Annotated in this window: 6 protein-coding genes; 1 reads left to right on the forward strand and 5 read right to left on the reverse strand. The window is 73.0% G+C overall.

All coding sequences use genetic code 11. The annotated features are described in order from the left end of the window. Positions 1-209 precede the first annotated feature (209 nt). A complete protein-coding gene (locus tag ACF07V_RS17535; protein WP_392155041.1) occupies positions 210-440 on the forward strand; it encodes a hypothetical protein in 231 nt (76 codons plus the stop codon). Positions 441-660: 220 nt separating this feature from the next. Here ACF07V_RS17535 and ACF07V_RS17540 read toward each other — a convergent pair whose 3' ends face one another. The 5 genes from ACF07V_RS17540 to ACF07V_RS17560 all read right to left on the reverse strand — a co-directional run bounded on the left by ACF07V_RS17540 (position 661) and on the right by ACF07V_RS17560 (position 19,506). Beyond that, on the reverse strand, positions 661-6,129 hold the full coding sequence (locus ACF07V_RS17540) for a condensation domain-containing protein (RefSeq protein ID WP_392155042.1): 5,469 nt from the start codon (positions 6,127-6,129) through the stop codon (positions 661-663). Between the two features lie 95 nt (positions 6,130-6,224). Further along, positions 6,225-8,150, reverse strand: a complete 1,926-nt coding sequence (locus ACF07V_RS17545; protein ID WP_392155044.1) for an amino acid adenylation domain-containing protein — start codon at positions 8,148-8,150, stop codon at positions 6,225-6,227. Positions 8,151-8,158: 8 nt separating this feature from the next. Continuing rightward, positions 8,159-9,193 (reverse strand): TauD/TfdA family dioxygenase, encoded by a 1,035-nt coding sequence (locus ACF07V_RS17550; protein WP_392155045.1) that lies wholly within the window; start codon positions 9,191-9,193, stop codon positions 8,159-8,161. Positions 9,194-9,226: 33 nt separating this feature from the next. After that, positions 9,227-10,012 carry a thioesterase II family protein gene (locus tag ACF07V_RS17555; RefSeq protein WP_392155047.1) on the reverse strand — a complete coding sequence of 262 codons (786 nt, stop codon included), beginning with the start codon at positions 10,010-10,012 and terminating at the stop codon, positions 9,227-9,229. Further along, entirely contained in the window at positions 10,009-19,506 is a 9,498-nt protein-coding gene (locus ACF07V_RS17560; RefSeq protein ID WP_392155049.1) for an amino acid adenylation domain-containing protein, read from the reverse strand. The genes ACF07V_RS17555 and ACF07V_RS17560 overlap by 4 nt, the downstream gene beginning before the upstream one ends. Between the last annotated feature and the right edge of the window lie 132 nt (positions 19,507-19,638).

Below are 19,638 nucleotides of genomic sequence, written 5' to 3' on the forward strand. Positions count from 1 at the left end.
CACGCTAGGCGCGTGGCGCCCTTCCCCTGGGCAGTCGGCCCGGCAGCTCGCATCGGCAGAAGCCGCGCGCCGGGAGCTGCCGGTGCCGGGCCGGCGCACGCCCGCGAGCTACCGGTCTCCGGCACCATCCTCACCGGACTCACGCCGGCGGGCCCGGTGGTGGCGCTACCGGCAACCCTGTCCGTCCTGCGGCCGCACCTCGGCAACGCGTGCTCAGCGGCGCCGACGAGAGCGGGCACGCCGAGGCGCGCCTCAGCATCATCGGGGAACAGGCGTGCTCATGGGCGTTCGCCAACGCGGTGCGGAACGGGGCTCTGGACGCGATCGTGCGCGTGATCGACTTGATCGAGAGTGACGGGGTGACCGTGAACCTCGCGGCCATGGCACGCATGACCGGCGTCTCGCGTCGGACCCTGCATGCGCGACTGCGGGCCGAGTGAATCGCGTCTTTCGCCGTTGTTCCGGTCGCGACGGTCGGCCAAGAGCCGCCCCTGAGCTGCCGAACTCGTCGGGGAGGTCGCGCAACCGCCTGACGACTGAGGAGCACGCCCGGTGAGCCTGTGCGGGTGAACACCCCCGCCGAGCCCCCTGACGACCGGCTCCCCGACCAGCGCGGGTGGCCGCGGGCCGCGGTGCCCGCGCCGGTCGGTCCCCCGACGCTCAGTGGGGGCGGCGGGAGCCCGCTGCTGTGCGGCGGCGGAGGGTCGGGGCTGTGGTCGGCGCACCTGCCCCGCCTGCGGCGGACTCCGCCAGGCGGCGGGCCAGGGTCGCCGCCGTCGGGTTGCGGAAGACGTCCCGCAGCGTGAGGTCCTGGCCGAACTCGGCGCGGATCCGGTTGAGCAGCCGCACCGCGAGCAGCGAATGCCCGCCCGACTTGAAGAAGTTGTCGTCGCGGCCGGTCTCGCGGCCGCCGAGGACGTCCCTGAAGAGCCGCAGGAGACGCTCCTCACGGCCACCGTCCGGGGCGCCCGCCGTCACCGCCTCCGTCGGCGCGTCCGCGTGCTCGCCGGGTGCCGGCAGCCGCGGCACCGGGACGACGCGCGCGGGGATCAGGTACTCGGGCAGTCGTGCGGCGGCCCAGCCGCTGAGCGTCGCCTCGTCGGCTCCCCCGGTGACGTACGCGTACAGCCGGTCCTCGCGGACCGCGACGACCGCTCCGGTCACGTCGGGGTGCCGGCCGAGCACCTCCTCGACCCGTCCCGGCTCGACCGGGTAGCCGCCCACGGTGAGCGTGGCCACGGGTCGCAGTGCCCCGTCGGCCCCGGCGTAGGCCCTGCGGCCGGTGGCGCGCAGGCCGCCGCCGGGGGTCCGCTCGTGGACCTCGCCGGGGACTCGTGCGGGCACGGGCAACCCCCGCTCGTCGAGGACGACTTCACGGCCGCCGGGGACCGCAGGCCCGTACGGCGTCGCGGAGATCGCGGTGCCCGGGTCGGCGGCGAGCGCGTCGAGGGTCTCGGTCAGGCGCCGGGCCAGGAGGGCGGCGGTGTCCGCGTCGTACAGCGCGGTCGCGTATTCCAGGGCGCCCCGCAGACCGGCCGGTCCCCCGTCCGCGTCGACCAGCTCGGTCAGCGCGAACGTGAGGTCGGACTTGGCGCCCACCGCGCTGAACGCGACGGGTTCGCCGTCGAGGACGGACGGGTTCGCGGTCCCGGCCGCCGCCGCGTGCACCTGGAGCATCACCTGGACGAGGGGCGCGTGGGCGGCGGAGCGGTTGGGGCTGAGGTGTTCGACGAGGCGGTCGAAGGGGAGGTCCTGGTGGCTGTACGCGGCGAGTCCGGCCTCGCGGACCCGGCGGACCAGCTCGGTGAAGTCGGGGTCGCCGGAGGTGTCGGTGCGCAGGACCAGCGTGTTGACGAAGAAGCCGACGAGCGGGTGCAGGGCGTCGTCGGCGCGCCCCGCGACGGTGGTCCCGATCGCGAGGTCGCTACCCGCTCCGTGCCGGGTGAGGAGGGCCGCGAGGGCGGCCTGCACGACCATGAAGAGGGTCGCGCCGTTGCCGCGCGCGACGCGCAGCAGGGCCTGGTGGGTGGCGGCGCTCACCTCGAAGGCGGTGAGCGCGCCGGCGCCGTCGCTCTCGGCGGGGCGCGGCCGGTCGGTGGGCAGGGCGAGGAGCGGCGGCAGCCCCTCCAGGACATCGCGCCAGTGGGCCAGTTGTTCCCCGGCGACACCGTGTTCGCCGTCGAGGAGCTCGTGCTGCCAGAGCGTGTAGTCGGTGTACTGGACGGGCAGCGGCTCCCAGTCGGGAGTACGGCCCTCGGCGCGGGCGCGGTAGGCGGCGTCCAGGTCGGCGAGCAGGCAGCTCGTCGACCAGCCGTCGCCGGCGATGTGGTGGACGAGGAGCACCATGGTCTGCCCGCCGTCCTCGTCCGTCACCAGCCGGGCCCGGAAGGGGATCTCGGCGGCGAGGTCGAAGACGTGCCCGGCGGCGGCGTCGACGGCCGCGCGGACCGCGTCGGGACCGTCGGCCGCGACCTCCTGGAGTACGGGCTTCGCACCGGTCACCACCTGCTGGTACGGCTCGCCGTCGGCGGTCCGGTAGACGGTGCGGAGCACCTCGTGCCGGTCGGCGACGTCCGCCAGTGCGGCGGCCAGGACGCCCGGCTCCACGGGGCGGTGCAGCCGGGTCACCACGGGAATGTTGTACGTGGCGCTGGGACCTTCGAGGCGGTTGAGGAACCAGAGCCGGAGCTGCGCGGCGGACAGGGGGGCGCGTGCGGGCCGCAGCGCGTCGGGGACGGGCCGCAGCGGGGGGCGGGCGGGCCCGTCGCCCCGCTCGTCGAGACGGCGGAGCAGCTGCCGGGGTGTGGGGGCGAGGAACACGTCGCGGATCGCGGCCTGGAGACCGAGGGCTCCGCGGATGCGGTTGGTGAGCTTGCCGGCGAGCAGGGAGTGCCCGCCGAGCTTGAAGAAGTTGTCCCCGGAGCGTACGTCGGCGCGGTCCAGGACCTCCGCGAACAGGCCGCGGAGGATCTCCTCCCGGGGATCCGCCACGGAACGCACTCCCGCCCCCCTCCCGTCGTGGGACGCGGTGCGCTTCTCCCGGGCCGCGGCGAGCGCGTCGTGCCGGCGGTCGAGCCCCCGGCGCTCTTCGTCCGTGAGCAGCTCGACGCCGCTCAACGGCGTGTCGTCGGTCCGCTCGGCGAAGACGGTCAGGGCGCGCCGGAACAGCGACAGCAGGAGCCGGGCGGTGTCCTCGTCGTACAGATCCGTCGCGTACTGCAGCCCGAGCAGTACTCCCCCGGGTTCACCGTCCGGGTCGTGCTTCTCGACGCAGTGGAAGGCGAGGTCGAACTTGGCTCCGGCGAGGTCGGCGCCGTCCGTCACGCCGGAGATGCCGCCGAGGCGGACGGTCGTGTCCTGCGCGGTCTGCGCGCTGAGCATCACCTGGAAGAAGGGGTGGCGCCCGAGGGACCGTTCGGGGTTGAGGTCCTCGACCAGGAGGTCGAACGGCAGGTCGTCGTGGGCGAAGGCCGCCAGGTCCCCGTCCCGCACGCGCCGCACGAGGTCGGCGAGGGTGGGGTCTCCGGACAGATCGGTGCGCAGGGCCAGGGTGTTCACGAAGAAGCCGACGAGCTCGTGCAGGTCCTCCTCGGGCCGGCCCGCCACGGCCGTGCCCACGACCACGTCGTCGCCCGCACCCGCCGCCCGCAGGGCGAGGGCGAGGGCGGCCCGCACGACCATGAAGAACGTGACGCGGCGGCTGCGGGCGACCCCGGCGAGCGCCCTGTGGACGTGGGCGTCCAGCTCGGCCGTCACCACCGCGCCCCGGTGGCTCGGTTCCGTGAGCCGGGGCCGGTCGGCGGGCAGTCGCGTCTCCGCCGGGATCCCGTCGAGGTCCTTCCGCCAGTACGCCAACTGGGCCTCGCGGATGCCGTGTTCGCCGTCGAGGAGTTCGCGCTGCCAGAGGGCGTAGTCGGTGTACTGGACGGGCAGCGGCTGCCAGTCGGGAGCCCGGCCCTCGGCGCGGGCACGGTAGGCGGTGTCCAGGTCGGCGAGCAGGGAGCCCACCGACCAGCCGTCGGTCGCGATGTGATGGACCGAAAGGACGAGCACGGCCGTCCCGTCCGCGACGGTGAACAGCCGCACCCCGAGGGGTAGTTCACGCGTCACGTCCAGCGGGACCCTGGCGAAGCCGGTCGCCCGTGCCCGTGCGTCCTCACGTGTGGCGCACTCCTCGACCTCGACCCGTATCCCGGGAGCGTCGAGGACACGCTGGTAGGGCTCCCCGTCCCGTACCGGACAGATCGTCCGCAGCACCTCGTGACGGCGCGTCACATCCCGTACGGCCGCCTCCAGGACGGTCGCGTCGGGCTGCGCCTCCAGGTGGAGCACCATGGGCGCGTTGTATGCCGGGGAGGAGCCTTCGAGCCGGTTGAGGAACCACAGCCGGCGCTGGGCGTACGAGAGGGGGAGCGGGTCGGGGCGGCCTGCGTCCGGCACCGGCCGCAGGGCCGGACGGCGGGGGCCGTCGCCCCGTGCGCCGAGGCGGCGGAGCAGCTGCCGGGGCGTGGGGGCGAGGAAGACGTCACGGATCGCGGCCTGGAGGCCCAGGGCTCCGCGGATGCGGTTGGTGAGCTTGCCGGCGAGCAGGGAGTGCCCGCCGAGCTTGAAGAAGTTGTCCCCGGAGCGTACGTCGGCGCGGTCCAGGATCTCCGCGAACAGGCCGTTCAGGATCTCCTCGCGGGGGTCCGTCACGGAGCGGGACCCGGACTCCTCCTGCCGGTTCGTGGTGCGGTTCCGTACCGACTCGGCGAGGGCGTGATGGCGGCGGTCGAGGGCCTCGCGCTCGTCGTCCGTGAGGAGCCGGATCCGGCCGAGGGGCGTGGTGTCCCGCTCTTCGGCGAGGGCGGTCAGCGCGCGGCGGAACAGTGCGAGCAGGAGCCGGGCGGTGTCCTCGTCGTACAGATCCGTCGCGTACTGCAGCCCCAGGAGCAGTCCGCCGGGCTCGCCCCCGGTGTCGAGCGTCTCCTGGCAGTGGAAGCTCAGGTCGAACTTGGCGGTGGCCAGGTCGGCGTCGTCGAGGACGGCGGGGAGCGGGCCGAGACGGACGGTCTCGCCCTCCTGGCGGGTCTGCGCGCTCAGCATGACCTGGAAGAACGGGTGCCGGCCGAGGGAGCGTTCGGGGTTGAGGTCCTCGACCAGGAGGTCGAACGGCAGGTCCTCGTGCGCGAAGGCGACCAGGTCCGTGTCGCGGACGCGGTCCACGAGCGCGCCGAGGCCGGGATCCCCGGAGAGGTCCGTGCGCAGGGCCAGGGTGTTCACGAAGAAGCCGACGAGCTCGTGCAGGTCCTCCTCGGGCCGGCCCGCGACCGGCGTCCCGACGACCACGTCGTCCCCCGCCCCCGCCGCCCGGAGGGCGAGCGACAGGGCGGCGCGGGCCACCATGAAGAACGTGCCCCGCCGGGCGCGCGCGACGGCGGTGAGCGCCCGGTGGATCCCGGCGCCGAGGTCCGCCGAGACCACCGCGCCCCGGTGGCTCGGCTCCGTGGGCCGGGGCCGGTCGGCCGGAAGCCGCGTCTCGGCCGGGATGCCGTCCAGGGCCTTGCGCCAGTGGGCGAGCTGCTCGTGCGCGGTGCTGTCGGGGTCCTCGGGGTCTCCGAGCATGTCCCGCTGCCACAGCGCGTAGTCCGCGTACTGGACGGGCAGCGGCTCCCAGCCGGGGGCGCGGCCCTCGGCGCGGGCCCGGTAGGCGGTGTCCAGGTCGCCGAGGAGGCAGCCCACCGACCAGCCGTCCGTGGCGATGTGGTGCACGAGGAGCACGAGGACGGCCGTCCCGTCCGCGACCTCGAACAGCCGGACCTGGAGGGGGAGTTCGTGCGTGACGTCCACGGGGAGCCGGGCGAACTCCGTCACCCGGGCCGCCACGTCCCCGCCCGCCGCGCACTCCACCACCTCGAAGCGCACGTCGGCGTCGTCGAGGATCTTCTGGTACGGCTCCTCGTCCCGGGCCGGGTACACGGTCCGGAGCACCTCATGACGCTCCACCACGTCCCGTACCGCCGCCTCCAGGGCCGCCGGGTCGGGCAGGGATCCCAGCCGGAGCACCACGGGCGCGTTGTAGGCCGGGGAGGCACCCTCCAGCCGGTTCAGGAACCACAGACGGCGCTGGGCGTAGGACAGGGGGATCACGGTTGCTGCTCCTCGTGAGTGGCGGGGGCGGGCGGGTCGGGCGTCGGCGGGGACCGCGGTTCCGGCGGTGGCCGGGGGGCGCGCAGGGATCGCGGTCAGGCATCCCGTGCGGCCAGCAGCTCCTCGATGTGGGCGGCGAGGTCACGCAGCCGCGGGTGGGCGTACACGGCCTTGACCGGGAGTGCCACGGACAGCTCGGCGCGCACGCGGGAGACGAGCTTGATGGCGAGGAGGGAATGGCCGCCGAGCTTGAAGAAGTTGTCGTCCGGGCCGATCGACGCGGCGCCGAGGACCTGGGTCCACACGCGGGCTATCAGCTCCTCCGCACGGCCGTTCAGGCCGCCGTGGGCGACCTCCTGGGACTCCGCACCCGCGGCCGGGGACTCCGGGCGCGTGGGCAGCGCGGACCGGTCGAGCTTGCCGCTGGGCGTCGTGGCGAACCGGTCCACCGCGACGTACGCGCTCGGCACCATGTAGGCGGGCAGGCTGTCCGAGAGCGCGGCGCGCAGGGCGGTGGCGTCGCCGCCGCGGTGGTAGGCGATCAGGGTGGCGGTGCCGCCGGCGTCCTCGCCGAGGATCACGGCCGCCTCGGCGACGCCGTCCACGCGGGTGAGGGCGGCCTCGATCTCCGGGAGTTCGATGCGGTGCCCGCGCAGCTTGACCTGGCCGTCGGCGCGGCCGAGGTAGCCGAGCCGGCCGTCGGGCAGCAGCCGGCAGCGGTCGCCGGTGCGGTACATGCGCCCGCCGGGGACGTCACCGTCGATGTCGGCGACGAATCGTTCCGCCGTGAGTCCGGGGCGGCGGCGGTAGCCGCGGCCCACCCGCGGGCCCGCGAGGTACAGCTCGCCGGACTCCCCCGGACCGACCGGAGCGAGCTTCTCGTCGAGCAGGCGCATCCGGAGCCCGGGCAGGACGGCGCCGATGTGCGGCTCCCCGGGCCCGTCGATCCAGCCGGCGGTCGCGTCGACGGTGCACTCGGTCGGCCCGTACACGTTGAGCGCGCGCAGCAGGCCGGACCGGTGGGCGGCGGCGAGCCGGTCCCACAGCGCCGGGCTGATCGCCTCGCCGCCGACGAGGAGGGTCAGCGGGCGCGGTCCGCCGTCCTCGGTGAGCAGGTCGAGGAGCGGGTCGGCGTGGGAGGGGGTGATGTCCAGGTCGGTGAGGGACCGCTCGTCGACGAAGGCGGCGAGCAGCGCCGGGTCGCGGCGGGTCTCCTCGTCGATCATCACGAGGGTGTCGCCGCGGCAGAGCCGCGTCCACTGCTGCACGGAAGCGTCGAAGGACGGGGAGGCGTTCCAGCCGACCCGGCGGCCCTCACCGGTGGCGGCGCCCGCCTCCTCCAGTTCCTTCAGGAGCAGGGAGGCGGCGCCGCGGCCGATCTCCACGCCCTTGGGGCGGCCGGTGGAGCCGGAGGTGTAGATGACGTAGGCGAGCGTGTCCCCGGTGACGGGAACGGGCGTGTACGGGGCCGGGACCGGGGCGCCGCTCGGGGTGGCCGTCAGCTCGGCGACCGTCACGGAGCGGGCGCCGGGAACCGGGGAGCCGTCCGTGCCGCCCGTACGATCCGTACGGTCCGTGCCGTCCGTGCCGTCCGTGCGGTCCGTACCGTCCACGACGACCAGGTCGGCGCCGGAGTCCTCGACGAGGTAGCGGCGGCGGTCGGCGGGGAGCGCCGGGTCGACCGGCAGGTAGGCGGCGCCGGCGGTGAGCGTGCCGATGATCGCGGTGACCAGAGCCGCGCTCCGGGGCAGGCAGAGCGCCACGACGCTCTCCGGACCGACGCCGAGGGCGCCGAGCCGGGCGGCGAACACCGCGGCCTCGGCGCGCAGTTCGTCGAAGGTGAGACGGTCGTCTCCGGCGACGACGGCGGTGCGGTCGCCGGGGGCGGTGGAGAGCCGGGCGAGGAGGTCGGTCGCTCCGGTACCGGCGGCGGCGCAGGCGACGCAGGCGCAGGCGTCCGTGACGAACGGGGCCTGAGCGGAGGCGGCTGCGGCGGAGCGCTCGGGGAGGACGGCGGTCATGGCGGGGCTCACCTTCCGTACAGGGTGGTGGAGGGGGCGGAGGTCGGGGAGCAGTCGGACAGCCGTACCGGCTCGCCCATGGCGACGACGATCTTCCGGTCTCCGGTGTACGACTCCCGACCGTGCGCGCAGAGGATGTTGTCGACGAGCATCAGGTCGCCGGCCTGCCAGCTCTCCCGTACGGTGACCGCCCGGTACACGTCGTTGATCGCGTCCACCTCGGCGTCGGTGAGGGCCGTGCCGTCGCCCAGGCGGGTGTCGAAGGGCAGACCGTCCGCCCCGAAGGTGTCGGTGAGGACCTCACGGACGTCCTCGTCGAGGCTGCGGGCGTTCCAGAAGGCGAAGTGGTTGAACCAGGACCGCTCGCCGGTCACCGGGTGGGTGATGATCGCGGAGCGGCGCTGGCGGGTGCGCAGGGTCTCCTCGTCGAGCCACTCGTAACCGATCGCGTGGGCGTCGCAGTACTCCTCTGCACCCGCGGGTTCCTCCGACGAGAAGGCCTTGCGCCAGGGCATCCCCGCCAGGTCGGAGTAGTTGCGCACAAGGAGCCAGCCGGCCTCGGCGAACCGCGCGACCAGGTCCTGTGGCAGCATCGCGAGGGCCTTGCGCATGTCGCCGACGGTGGTCGCGCCGCCGGTCTCGGGGGCGGTGACGCAGCCGAAGAGCAGCACGCCCGGGAAGTCCAGGGTGTAGCTGTTCTCGTTGTGCAGCCGGATCGCCTGCGCGGCCGGCAGGTCGGTCGAGGAGAACACCCCTTCGCCGAAGTCGCTGCGGGGGGTGGCCTTCTCCTTGTAGCCGGCGCGCTGGGCGATCAGCGCGTCCCGGGCCTCGGCGAAGGTCTCCGTGTCCGTGACCGGAAGCCCGCGCAGCATGACCGCGCCGGAGCGGTGCAGTTCGGCCTGGATGGCGGGGAGCTGGGCGGACAGCCAGGCGGTTGCCTCCGCCATGGTGTCGAAGGCGGGGGTGTGGACGAGGGCCGGCTTGCCGGGCTCCCGGACGACGGTGATCCCGGTGGAGGCCGGGCTCTGGGCGTACGTGGTCATGGTGGGTGGTCTCCTCGTATAGGTGACGGGGGCTCAGGCGTTGCTGGGAGCGGAGGCGTGCAGGGTCTCCAGGACGGGGTTCAGGCGGGCGAAGAAGCCGGGCAGGTCCTGCTGGAAGTAGAAGTGGTCACCGGTCAGCACCTCGGGCACGACCTCGTGCCCGGCCACGAGGGACCAGCCGCCGAGCATGTCGACCGGGACGATCGGGTCGACGTCCCCGCCGAACACCGCGACCGGGCAGTCGAGTCGCACGGCCGGGGCGGTGCAGCGGTAGGCGTCGTCGATGGCGAAGTCGGCGCGGATGGAGGGCAGGACGATCTCGCGCAGCTCCTCGTCGTCGAGGATGCCGTCGTCCGTACCGCCGCGCTCCTTGATGGCCGCGACCAGCTCGTCGTCGTCGAGCCGCTCCGGGTGCACCGGGCACTGGTTGGGCAGCACCGGCGCCCGGCAGGCGGAGGCGATCAGGCCCTGCGGGGTGCGGCCGACGGCCTGCAGGGCGCGGGTCACCTCGAAGGCGACCAGGGAGCCCATGCTGTGCCCGAGCACCACCAGGGCGCCGGTGTCCGCGGGGAGGGCGTCCACCACGGGAAGCGCCAGGTCGTCGACGGACTCGGGCAGGTCCTCGCTGAAGCGGGCGCCGCGGCCCGGGTACTGGCCGATCAGCAGCCGCACATCGGCCGGGAGGTGCTCACGCCACGCGCTGTAGGCGTGCGCGTTGCCTCCGGCGTGCGGCAGCACGAGCAGCGACAGGCGGTGCGGCAGGTCGCCGGGCAGGTCCCAGACGACGTCCTCGGGGGCGGGGGTCGGGAAGGTGTTCATGAGCTGATCCGTTCTGTCGCGGTGACGGGCTCGGAGACCGTCTCGGTCGTGGTGCGGCGGCGGAGGGCGGGACGGGCCTTCCTCGCCGGCGCGGCCTTCAGGGATGCGATGTGCTCGGCGAGCCGGGCGGGGGTGGGGTGCTGGAAGACGTCGCGGATGGTGAGCCGGACGTCGAGGGCACCGGCGATGTGGTTGGTGAGGCGGGCTCCCAGGAGGGAGTGGCCGCCGAGGTGGAAGAAGTCGTCGTCGATGGTGAGGTCGGCGCTGGTGTCGAGGGTGCGGGCGAAGAGCGCGAGGAGCGTCTCTTCCAGCGGGGTGCGCGGGGCGCGGCCGGCGGAGGTGACGGCGACGGGCTCGGGCAGGGCGCGCTTGTCCACCTTGCCGTTGGGGGTCAGGGGCAGCCGTTCCAGAACCACCAGGTGCGTGGGGACGAGGTGGTCGGGAAGCCGGTCGGCGACGTGCCGCCGGATCTCGTGGGGATCCCCGTCGGTCACGACGTAGGCGGCGAGCTGCTCCTGGTGGACGGTGACGACGGCCTGGGTCACGGCGGGGTGGGTCAGAAGCGCGGCCTCGGTCTCACCGGGCTCGACACGGAAGCCCCGGATCTTGATCTGATCGTCGGCCCGTCCGTCGTAGTGCAGTTGACCGTTCCGGTCGAAGTGGGCCAGGTCCCCCGTCCGATAGAGACGCATGCCCTCGGAGCCGAAGGGGTTCGGTACGAAGCGGGTGGCCGTGAGATCGGATCGGCCCAGGTATCCGTGGGCGAGACCCTCGCCGGCCAGGTACAGCTCACCGATCACCCCCGGCGCACACAGGTTCAGCTGGCCGTCGAGGACGTACGCGGCCTTGTTCACCAGGGGCGCGCCGATCGGGATCAGCGTGTCACTGGGCTCGACCGTGTAGGTCGTCGTGAAGCCCATGGACTCGGCCGGGCCGTAGCCGTTGACGACCCTGATGTCCGGCTTGAGCTGCTGAAGCTTGCGCACATGCGCCGGAGAGGCCGCCTCACCGCCCGTGAAGGCGACGGTGACCGTGGCGAAGGCCTCAGGATGCTCGTCGACCAGGAAGTTGAACAGACTCGCCGACAGCTGAAGCATCGTCACCCCGTGCTTACGGGACAACTCGTCGATCAGCACCGGCTCCGGCCGCTGCCCCGGCTGCAGAACGGTCGCCCCGCCGTGCAGCAGCGCACCCCAGAACTCCAGACTGAACGCGTCCCACGACACCGGCGAGCACTGCAGGAACACCTCACCCGGACCGAACAGCCCATACGACTGCCCCGACACCGTCGACACCAGATTCCGGTGCGACGACAGAATCGCCTTCGGCCGCCCCGTCGAACCCGACGTGAACATCAAGCACGCCACGTCATCGGGGCTGAGCGGCAGGCCGAGATTGCCGGGGTTGCGCGAGAGGAGTTCGCCCGGGGCCTCGGTGTGGGTCTGCCAAGGTCCGTCGACGCGTTCCGCGAGGGCCGGCGCGGTGACGAGGTGGCTGATGCCGGCGTCGGTCGCCGCCGAGCGCAGCCGCTCGTCGGGGAAGTCCGGGTCGAGGAGCGTGTACCCCGCCCCCGTCTTGACCACGGCGATCACCGCCGCCGCGAACTCCACGCCACGTTCCACCAGGACGCCCGCCATGTCGCCGCGGCCCAGACCGTGGGCGCGCAGGTGGTGGGCCCAGCGGTTGGCCATCGCGTTCAGCTCCGCGTACGACACCGCGCGGTCACCGTCGACGAGGGCCGTCGCCTCCGGACGGCGGAGCACCTGCTCCTCGAACCGCTCCACGAGCGAGGCGTCGCCCCCCTCTGCGACGGTTCCCGCCCACGGTCCGGTGAGGAGCTGCCGCTCCGCGCCCGACAGCACCTCCAGAGACGAGAGCGGCAGTCCGGGATCGTCGAGCACCTGGGCCAGCACCTGGCCCAGCACCGCCCCCATCCGCCGTACCGAGTCCTCGTCGAACAGCTCGGACGCGAAGAGGATCGCGCCGTGCAGGCGCTGGCTGTCGTCGGAGCGCAGCAGGAACTCGAGGTCGAACTTCGCCGCCCCGTTCCCGAGGCCGGAGATCTCGGCGGTACGGACTCCGGGCAGGTCCAGCTCCGGAACGGCGCCCACTTCGAGGCCGAGGCAGATCTGGAAGAGAGGGTGGCGCGAAAGGCTCCGCATGGGGTTGACGGCTTCGAGGACCAGGTCGAAGGGGGCTTCCTGGTGGGCGTAGGCGTCGAGGTCCGCCGTACGCACCCGGCGCAGAAGATCCCGGAAGCTCGGGTCGCCGGCGCTGCTGGTCCGCAGCACCAGCGTGTTCACGAAGAACCCGACCAGGTCGTCCAACGACCGCTCACCACGTCCGGCGACCGGCGTACCGATCGCCAGATCGGGCCCCGCGCCGAGCCGCGTGAGCACCGCGACCAGAGCCGCGTGCACCACCATGAACGGTGTGCAGCCCTCCGCGCGGGCAAGCAGCGCGACCCGCTCGAACAGGTCGGCGCCCAGGTCGAGTTCGACCTGCCCGCCGCGGTGGGAGGCTTTGGCCGGCCTGGGGCGGTCCAGGTTGAGCCCGTGCTCCTCCGGAAGCCCCTCCAACGCCCCGCGCCAGAATCCGAGCTCGCGGCCGAGCGCGCTCTCCGGATCGTCCGCGGATCCCAGGACGCGGCGCTGCCAGGCCGCATAGTCCGTGTACTGCACGGTCAGCGGCTCCAGGACACGACCCTCGACCCCGGCGACCCGGGCCTCGTAGGCCCGCTGGAGATCGGCGAAGAACACGCCGTTCGACAGACCGTCCGTCGCGATGTGATGCAGCACGAGCGACAGGACGACCGAACCGTCACCCAGCTCCAAGGCCACCGCCCGCAGCGGAAGGTCCACGGTCAGGTCGAAGACGCGCCCGGACAGGCGCGCCAGCTCCGCCGCGACATCGGAGGCGGCGACGCGCCGACGTTCCACCGACACGCGCGCCCGCTCCGGCGGAAGGACCCGCTGATACGGCTCCCCCTCCACCGACTCGAACACCGTCCGCAGCGGAGCATGCCGCTCCACCACATCACTCAGCGCCGACTCCAACGCCCCCAGGTCGAGCCCGCCCACGCACCGCACCGCCATCGGCACGTTGTACGCCGCACTCTCCCCCTCCAACTCCGACAACAACCACAACCGCCGCTGAGCGAACGACGCCGCAACCAGCTCACCCGCCCCCTCCCCCGAGACCAGCGGCGGGAGAGCTCCACCCTCTTCCTGGCCGGCGACCAGCTCCGCGAGCCCCGCCACCGTCGGACGCCCGAAGACGTCCCGGATCGTCAGGCGTGCGCCCAGTGCCTCGGCGATGTGGTTCGTCAGCCGAGCCGCGAGGAGGGAGTGGCCGCCGAGGTGGAAGAAGTCGTCGTCGATGGTGAGGTCGGCGCTGGTGTCGAGGGTGCGGGCGAAGAGCGCGCGGAGCGTCTCTTCCAGCGGGGTGCGCGGGGCGCGGCCGGCGGAGGTGACGGCGACGGGCTCGGGCAAGGCGCGCTTGTCCACCTTGCCGTTGGGGGTCAGGGGCAGCCGTTCCAGAACCACCAGGTGCGTGGGGACGAGGTGGTCGGGAAGCCGGTCGGCGACGTGTCGCCGGATCTCGTGAGGATCCCCGTCGGTCACGACGTAGGCGGCGAGCTGCTCCTGGTGGACGGTGACGACGGCCTGGGTCACGGCGGGGTGGGTCAGAAGCGCGGCCTCGGTCTCACCGGGCTCGACACGGAAGCCCCGGATCTTGATCTGATCGTCGGCCCGTCCGTCGTAGTGCAGTTGACCGTTCCGGTCGAAGTGGGCCAGGTCCCCCGTCCGGTACAGCCGATCACCGGTCGCCGCGAAGGGATGCGCTACGAAGCGGGTCGCGGTCAGATCCGAGCGGCCCAGGTATCCGTGGGCGAGACCCTCGCCGGCCAGGTACAGCTCACCGATCACCCCCGGCGCACACAGGTTCAGATGGGCGTCGAGGACGTACGCGGCCTTGTTCACCAGGGGCGCGCCGATCGGGATCAGCGTGTCGCCGGGCTCGACCGTGTAGGTCGTCGTGAAGCCCATGGACTCGGCCGGGCCGTAGCCGTTGACCACCTTGATACCCGGCTTGAGCTGCTGAAGCTTGCGCACATGCGCCGGAGAGGCCGCCTCACCGCCCGTGAAGGCGACGGTGACCGTGGCGAAGGCCTCAGGATGCTCATCGACCAGGAAATTGAACAGACTCGCCGACAACTGAAGCATCGTCACCCCGTGCCTGCGGGACAACTCGTCGATCAACACCGGCTCCGGCCGCTGCCCCGGCTGCAGGACCGTCGACCCGCCGTGCAGCAGCGCACCCCAGAACTCCAGACTGAACGCGTCCCACGACACCGGCGAACACTGCAGGAACACCTCACCCGGACCGAACAGCCCATACGACTGCCCCGACACCGTCGACACCAGATTCCGGTGCGACGACAGAATCGCCTTCGGCCGCCCCGTCGAACCCGACGTGAACATCAAGCACGCCACGTCATCGGCGCTCAGATCCGTGCCGAGGTTGTCGCCGCTGAGCTCCGCGAGTTGCTGCGAGGTGCAAGTGGCCGTGTCCCAGGGCCCGTTCAGTCGCGTGGCGAGACGGGGATCGCTGACCAGGACGCTGATGCCGGCGTCGGTCGCCGCCGAGCGCAGCCGCTCGTCGGGGAAGTCCGGGTCGAGGAGCGTGTACCCCGCCCCAGTCTTCACGACCCCGATCACCGCCGCCGCGAACTCCACGCCACGCTCCAGCAGCACGCCCGCCATGTCGCCGCGCCCCAGGCCGCGGGACGCCAGGTGACGCGCCCAGCGGTTGGCGGCGGCGTTGAGCTCGGCGTACGAGACCTCGCGGTCACCGTCGACGAGGGCCGTCGCCTCCGGACGGCGGAGCACCTGCTCCTCGAACCACTCCACGAGGGAGGTCTCCACCGCGTCCGCCACCGGCCCGGCCCACCGGCCCGTGAGCAGCTCGCGCTCCGGCTCCGACAGGACGTCCAGGCCCGACAGCCGCAGCCCCGGCTCGTCGAGGACCTGGAGCAGCACCTCCCCGAGGACGGTCGTCATCCGCCGTACCGTGACCTCGTCGAACAGCTCCGCCGCGAAGAGCACGGTCGCCCGCAGCTCCTTCTCGTCGTCAGAGCGCAGGAAGAACTCCAGGTCGAACTTGGCGGAGCCGTTGGAGTGCGTTTCCACCGGGCCGGTCGGGACCCCGCTCGGACCGAAGGCGGGGCGGCCGTCGGTCTCCAGTCCGAGGCTGATCTGGAAGAGGGGGTGGCGAGAGAGGTTCCGCTTCGGGTTGACCGCTTCGAGCACGAGGTCGAAGGGGGACTCCTGGTGCGCGAAGGCGTCCAGGTCCGCGCTGCGCACCCGCCCCAGCAGCTCACGGAAGCTCGGGTCCCCGGTGCTGCTGGTCCGCAGGACCAGTGTGTTCACGAAGAACCCGACGAGATCCTGCAGCGACTGCTCACCGCGCCCGGCCACCGGCGTACCGATCGCGAGATCGGGACCCGCGCCGAGCCGCGTGAGCGCCACGACCAGAGCCGCGTGCACCACCATGAACGGCGTGCATCCCTCCGCGCGGGCGAGCAGCGCGACCCGCTCGAAGACGTCCGCACCGAACCCGAGCTCGATCTGTCCGCCCCGGTGCGAAGCCCTCGCCGGCCTCGGACGGTCCAGGTTGAGCCCGTGCTCCTCCGGAAGCCCCTCCAACGCCCCGCGCCAGAATCCGAGCTCGCGGCCCAGCACGCTCTCCGGATCGTCCGCCGCGCCCAGCACCCGCCTCTGCCATGCCGCGTAATCCGCGTACTGCACGGTCAGCGGCTCCAGGACACGACCCTCGACCCCGGCGACCCGGGCCTCGTAGGCCCGCTGGAGATCGGCGAAGAACACACCGTTCGACAGACCGTCCGTCGCGATGTGATGCATCACGAGCGACAGGACGACCGAACCGTCACCCAGCTCGAAGGCCACCGCCCGCAGCGGAAGGTCCACGGCCAGGTCGAAGACGCGGCCCGCCTCCGCTGCCAACTCCCCTTCCAGGACACCGGAGTCGACCCTTCGCCGGTCCACCGACACGCGCGCCCGCTCCGGCGGAAGGACCCGCTGATACGGCTCGCCCTCCACCGACTCGAACACCGTCCGCAGCGGAGCATGCCGCTCCACCACGTCACTCAGCGCCGACTCCAACGCCCCCAGGTCCAGCCCGCCCACGCACCGCACCGCCATCGGCACGTTGTACGCCGCACTCTCCCCCTCCAACTCCGACAACAACCACAACCGCCGCTGAGCGAACGACGCCGCAACCAGCTCACCCGCCCCCTCCCCCGCGACCAGCGGCGGGACGGCCCGTACGGCGCCCTGCTCGCCGAGCAGCTCCGCGAGCCCCGCCACCGTCGGGTGTCCGAAGACGTCCCGGATGGTCAGGCGCACGCCGAACGCGTCGGCGATGTGGTTCGTGAGCCGGGCCGCGAGCAGCGAGTGGCCGCCGAGGGCGAAGAAGCTGTCGTCGATGCCGACCGGACCGGTCAGCTCCAAGGTCCGGCCGAACAGGTCGGCGAGGATCCTCTCGGTCTCGTCGCGCGGCGTGCGGTCCGTGCCCAGGACCGTCGTCGGTGTCGGCAGCGCCCGCTTGTCGATCTTCCCGTTGGGGGTGAGGGGCAGGCGGTCGAGGGCGGTCACGTACGTGGGGACGAGGTGCTCGGGAAGCCGCCGGGCGACGTGCCGGCGGATGTCCTCGGCCTGCGTCTCCCCGTCCGTGACGACGACGTAGGCGGCCAGTCGCTTCTCGTGGACGGTGACGACGGCCTGGGTGACCTGGGGATGGGTCAGGAGCGCGGCCTCGGTCTCGCCGGGTTCGATGCGGAAGCCGAGGATCTTGATCTGGTCGTCCGCCCGGCCCTCGTACAGGAGGCGTCCGTCCCGGTCGAAGCGCGCCAGGTCGCCGGTCCGGTACAGCCGGCCGCCGTCCGTGGCAAAGGGATTCGGTACGAAGCGGGCGGCGGTCAGGTCCGGCCTGCCCAGGTATCCGTGGGCGAGGCCCTCACCCGCCACGTAGAGCTCGCCCGTCACACCCGGCGGGCACAGGTTCAGCCGGGCGTCGAGGACGTAGGCGGGCTTGTTGACCAGCGGGGTGCCGATCGGGATCACGGCGTGCGGCTGTTCGCCGGCCTCGATGGTGTGGGTGGTCGCGTAGATCATGACCTCGGCGGGTCCGTAGCCGTTGAGGACGGAGATGCCGGGGCGGAGCTGCTGGAGCTTGTGGACGTGTGCCGGGGAGGCGGCCTCGCCCACGGTGAAGGCGGTGGTGACGGTCTCGAAGGCCTCGGGGTGTTCGTCGGTGAGGTAGTTGAAGAGCGTGGCGGACAGCAGGAGCGTCGTGACGCGGTGCCGGCGCGCCAGCTCGGTCACGAGGGCCGGTTCGGGCTTCTGGCCGGGCTGGAGGACCGCCGTGCCGCCGTGCAGGAGCGCGCCCCAGAACTCCAGGCTGAACGCGTCCCAGGACACCGGTGAGCACTGGAGGTAGACCTGGTCCGGGCCCGCGGGGAGGTAGGGCTGGCCGATCAGGGTCGACACCAGGTTGCGGTGGGAGGACAGGATGGCCTTGGGCCGGCCCGTCGATCCGGAGGTGAACATCAGGCAGGCCGGGTCGTCGGGGCCGAGCGGCAGGCCGGGATTTCCGGGGTGGTACGAGAGGAGTTCGCCGGGGGCCTCCGTGTGCGTGACCCAGGGGCCTTCGACGCGGTCGGCTAGCACGGGGCAGGTGACGAGGTGGCTGATGCCGGCGTCGGCGGCCGCCGAGAGCAGCCGGTCGTCGGGGAAGTCCGGGTCCAGGAGTACGTGGGCGGCGCCGGTCTTCAGGACGGCGAGGAGGGCGGTGGCGAAGCGGGATCCGCGTTCGAGCAGGACGCCGGCCATGTCGCCGCGCCCGAGGCCGCGGGAGCGCAGGTGGCGGGCCCAGCGGTTGGCGGCGGCGTTCAGTTCGGCGTACGTGACCTCTCCCGCCTCGTCGATGAGGGCGACGTGGTCGGGGAACCGCGCGGCCTGCTCCTCGAACCGCTCCACGAGCGTCGTGTCCACCGCGTCCGTCAGCGGTCCGGCCCAGCGGCCCGTCAGCAGCGCGCGCTCCGTCTCCGACAGGACGTCCAGGTCGGCGACCCGGCGTTCGGCCGGTCCCTCGGTAGCGAGGACGGAGGTGAGGAAGGCGGCGAAGCGGTCCTGGTGGGCGGCGACGGCCGGCACGTCGACGCCCTCGACGGGGGTGTCGAAGTCGATGCGCAGACCGTTCGCGGCACCCAGGTCGAGCACGGCGACGCTGAGGTCGTCGACGGGGCCGTTGCTGACGTTGTGGTTGACCGTCGGATGCCCGCAGACGGTGAGCTCCGCGTGGAAGCCCATGATGTTGAGGACGGGCGCGGCCAGCCTGCGGGCGCCGTCGATGACGCCGGCGTCGCGGCACAGGTCCTCGTACCGGGTCATCTGGTGGCGCAGACCGTGCTTGACCTTGGCTCCCACCGAGCGGACCAGGGCGCCGAGCGAGTCCTCGGGGCGGACGTGGAGCCTGAGGGGGACCACGTTCGACGACATGCCCGGGGTGCTGCGCGCGAGCCGGGACGTCCGGCCGGTCACGGGCAGGGCGATCACCAGCTCCGTCCGTCCGGTGACGCGGTGCAGGTAGACCGTGAACAGCGCCACGAGGAGGACGGACCAGGAGGCGCGCTCGCCGCGTGCGACCGAGCGGAGCCGGTCGGCGTCGGCCGGGGACACCCGTACGCTCCGCCGTGCGAAGGGCAGCCCGCCGTGCGCGGCCGTCGCCCGTCCCGTGCCCCGGACGAGCCCTGCGGGCGCGTCCGGCGCTCCGGCGAGGTGCTCCCGCCAGCCGGCGCGCTCGGTGGCGGCCTCCTCGGACTGCCGGTACTCCGCGTCCTCGGCGAGCAGTTCGGCGAGGCTGCCGAACGGGGAGGGGCCCCAGGGCTCGCCCGCGACGGCCTGCTCGTACAGCTCGATCAGCCGCGTGAGGGCCATGGACACGCCCACGCCGTCGACGACCAGGTGGTGGAATCCGTAGAAGTAGAAGTACCTCTCCTCCCCCAGCTTGATCAGCGCGCAGCGGATCGGCGGCTGGTCGGTGAGGTCGAAGGGGGCGCAGATCAGCGCGTCGATCAGGCGCCAGGCCTCGCCTTCCGGGTCGTCCATGGCGCTGACGTCGGTGAACGGCAGGGTGCGCGAGCCGGCGTCGGCGTCGAGCAGCTGCCACACCTGCTCGCCGTCGTCCTCGAAGCGGCCGATGCGGAGGAAGTCCGCCTCCTCGACGAGCCTGCGCCAGGCGTCCGCCATCAGCCGCGGGTCCACGGGGCCGTTGATCTCGCGGCACTCGGCGACGTTGTACTTGATGCCGGTGGGGTCGAGGGCGTGTGCCGTCCAGATGTCACGCTGGGCCACCGAGAGCGGCAACCGGACGGCAGCCGGAGCGGGTGCGGCGGGCGTGTCGAACGGCATGAGGGGCTCCTGTGGAAGTCACGGCGCGGAGGAGAGGGAGGAGAGCGCGGAGGGGGCGCGTGCTGGGCAGTCGCCATACAACCCGTGGGCCGGGGCGGGCAGCGGCAGTTGCTGCGGCGGTACGCCAGCGGT

The organism is Streptomyces sp. NPDC015661 (genome assembly GCF_043077765.1).
Taxonomy (GTDB): Bacteria; Actinomycetota; Actinomycetes; order Streptomycetales; family Streptomycetaceae; genus Streptomyces.